Genomic DNA, 2,221 nt, shown 5'->3' on the forward strand with positions numbered 1-2,221 from the left:
CGATCGAACCGATAGGGAAAGGCGCGCGTCTTGGCCGCCTTCTGTTCATCGACATGACGCTGGCAGGCAAGGCGGACCCACTTGCAAGCGGGTATCCGGCCAGCCACCACGTCCCGAGCGTACTTGTTCGCAGCATTGACGTTGGGATAGCTGGCCATTGAGTGTCATCGCTTGTTGCCACCCAGCAGCTCGGCGAAGGGGTTGGCGGCATCCTTGGACCCGGGCACGGCCAGGCGTGCTCGGCTGGATGGGTCGAGTCCGAGTGCGCTGCCGAATGTCGTCATCTGGCGGGCTGCCTCATTCTTCGCGGTCAGAGCTGGGTTCTTGATGGGGGCACCGGTGGCAGGGCTTTCCAGCACCAGGCCGCATTGCTGGATCTCGACCACGGCCTGCCGCCAGGTGGCGTAGGCATCGCAGTAGGCCTCGAGCTGATGCAGGTCAGAGCGTGTCAGGATCTTGGAGCCGACCAACCAGGGCGCGAGCTTGTCCCAGGCATCACGGCCGATCTCGCACAGCCAGTCGGGTGCCGGCGGGGCTTCATCGAGCGCATCGCCCTCGGGCTCGTCATGGTTGATGGCCCGCTTGCCGGCGTTGCCCTGCACCGCCTTCAAGTGGCTTGGTTTGGGCTTGCGACCTCGTGTCATCTGAGAATCCTTCGCGCTAGGCTGATTTTTCAATTTCGCGGGTGTGAAAAAAAAACGTAACGGAACGGTGGCCGGCCCCAAAGGTGGTAGAGATTGCCCCCCCTCCCCCCTCTCAGGGCCTGTCGTGGTTGCCTGATTTGGCCAGCAGCGCCTCGCTTGCCGTCTTGGCCTGATGGCAGACCTTGCAGATCGCCTCGAGGTTATCAGGGGCGTCTGTGCCGCCCTGAGCCTTACCCACAATGTGATCAACTTCAGTGGCTGGCGTGATGCGATTTACGCGCTCGCATGGCTGGCAGAGGTAGCGATCACGCTTGAGAATTCCGCTTCGCAGTCGTCGCCAAGGCCGACCGCCTCTGCCTTGCCCACCTCGCTTGCTCTTGCCCCAGTTGATGGCTCGATCGGCATGCGCTTCGCAGTACCCATGAGAGGCAGTCGTCTTGCCACCACACATGGGCGCCCTGCAGGGTCGTGGTGGCTTGATAGGCATACAAAGACCTCTACATGAAAGTCGATAGGTATTTTTATTCTTATTGATGCAACTAATTTAGTGCACCAAGATTAACAAGACATATCTACACAAAGAGAGGCCGAGATGACGGCTCCTAGCAGCATCCGCGTGGTCGCTAGAGGCAACCAGTGGGCCGTGAAGCGAGAGGGGAAAACGCTGTGTATCAGATGTTTTACAACACAATACGATGCGATTGATTACGCACGCGCCCTCGCGGCCCGACTGAGAACCAAGCTCGTGATTGAAGCAAGAGGCGGAAACATTGTTGATAAATACTCACCATTACTACAGTAAGAACTACACATATATCGATCACAGGAGCCTTTCATGATGCTCGAGCTATATCTCTACCGCTGCACTGACGGCTGGGCAGTACGTCGTGAGCTCGAGGATATGCCGCACAAGACATTCAAGCAGGAAGCCGAAGCCCGTGAGTACGCAGAGGCTCTCGCCCATATCAAGGGATACAAGCTCTATGTCATCCGCGACGGAGGCACTGGGCGAGACCGCGTGCTGTGACCAGGGCAAGGGAGTGATCATGAGTCGATGGGTAACGCCATCTGGAGCTCTTGCCGCCAGTAGTCAGCGCGAGACTCCAGCGCCGGCTTGACCCACCGATGGCTGGCCAGCTCGCGACCGGCAAGGCTGCCCTTGGCATTCTGGTCATCCAGTGCGCGACAGGCCTTCTCGAACTCTTGCATAGCGCTCAGCTCACCGCGCATCAACGCATCGATGCGTAGGTCACACCATGCGGCAAAGTCATCATCCAACCATCGCGCGAAGGCCACCGCTAGCTTGGGATGCAGCCATGTGCCTTGTAGCAAGCCGCCTCTTCGGGTGATCACGAGACCGAAGTCCGATTTTCGGACATCGGTCCTCCCCATCGCTCTAGCCAAGGCAGCGATATAGCTTTGGGTTCGCGGAAGCTCCAGCCATTTGGCCGGCCTCTTGCCAAAGCGCTTGGCAATGTCAGTAGCATTGATCCAGCAATCTGTGTTGAAGCGGACCGACTGGCCTTCGTAGTCGAGCGGAATAACGTTTGTCATCGGTAGAGCCTTTTAGAGATAGA

Annotated in this window: 5 protein-coding genes; 2 read left to right on the plus strand and 3 right to left on the minus strand. The window is 58.5% G+C overall.

Translation table 11 applies throughout. The annotated features are described in order from the left end of the window. Positions 1-164: 164 nt before the first annotated feature. Positions 165-644: a phage terminase small subunit P27 family gene (locus AC4FAH_RS14610; RefSeq protein WP_054557049.1), complete on the minus strand. Its 480-nt coding sequence runs from the start codon at positions 642-644 to the stop codon at positions 165-167. A 112-nt stretch (positions 645-756) separates the two neighbouring features. Then, on the minus strand, positions 757-1,131 hold the full coding sequence (locus tag AC4FAH_RS14615; protein ID WP_339843056.1) for an HNH endonuclease: 375 nt from the start codon (positions 1,129-1,131) through the stop codon (positions 757-759). Positions 1,132-1,236: 105 nt separating this feature from the next. Here AC4FAH_RS14615 and AC4FAH_RS14620 point away from each other — a divergent pair, with 105 nt between their 5' ends. Together AC4FAH_RS14620 and AC4FAH_RS14625 are read left to right on the plus strand one after the other, a co-directional pair. Continuing rightward, the gene (locus tag AC4FAH_RS14620; protein WP_166019412.1) at positions 1,237-1,446 is read left to right on the plus strand and encodes a DUF2188 domain-containing protein; all 210 of its coding nucleotides are present in this window, start codon (positions 1,237-1,239) and stop codon (positions 1,444-1,446) included. A gap of 33 nt (positions 1,447-1,479) precedes the next feature. After that, positions 1,480-1,671 carry a DUF2188 domain-containing protein gene (locus AC4FAH_RS14625; RefSeq protein WP_215824087.1) on the plus strand — a complete coding sequence of 64 codons (192 nt, stop codon included), beginning with the start codon at positions 1,480-1,482 and terminating at the stop codon, positions 1,669-1,671. Positions 1,672-1,688: 17 nt separating this feature from the next. Here the strand turns inward: AC4FAH_RS14625 and AC4FAH_RS14630 are convergent, their stop codons facing one another. Further along, positions 1,689-2,198 carry a KilA-N domain-containing protein gene (locus tag AC4FAH_RS14630; RefSeq protein ID WP_286989362.1) on the minus strand — a complete coding sequence of 170 codons (510 nt, stop codon included), beginning with the start codon at positions 2,196-2,198 and terminating at the stop codon, positions 1,689-1,691. Between the last annotated feature and the right edge of the window lie 23 nt (positions 2,199-2,221).

This window comes from Cobetia sp. (assembly GCF_983723665.1).

Bases quoted from the DNA above. Each gene is read 5' to 3' on its own strand.
- AC4FAH_RS14610 (WP_054557049.1), bottom strand. From the start codon at position 644: ATGACACGAGGTCGCAAGCCCAAACCAAGCCACTTGAAGGCGGTGCAG.
- AC4FAH_RS14615 (WP_339843056.1), bottom strand. From the start codon at position 1,131: ATGCCTATCAAGCCACCACGACCCTGCAGGGCGCCCATGTGTGGTGGC.
- AC4FAH_RS14620 (WP_166019412.1), top strand. From the start codon at position 1,237: ATGACGGCTCCTAGCAGCATCCGCGTGGTCGCTAGAGGCAACCAGTGG.
- AC4FAH_RS14625 (WP_215824087.1), top strand. From the start codon at position 1,480: ATGATGCTCGAGCTATATCTCTACCGCTGCACTGACGGCTGGGCAGTA.
- AC4FAH_RS14630 (WP_286989362.1), bottom strand. From the start codon at position 2,198: ATGACAAACGTTATTCCGCTCGACTACGAAGGCCAGTCGGTCCGCTTC.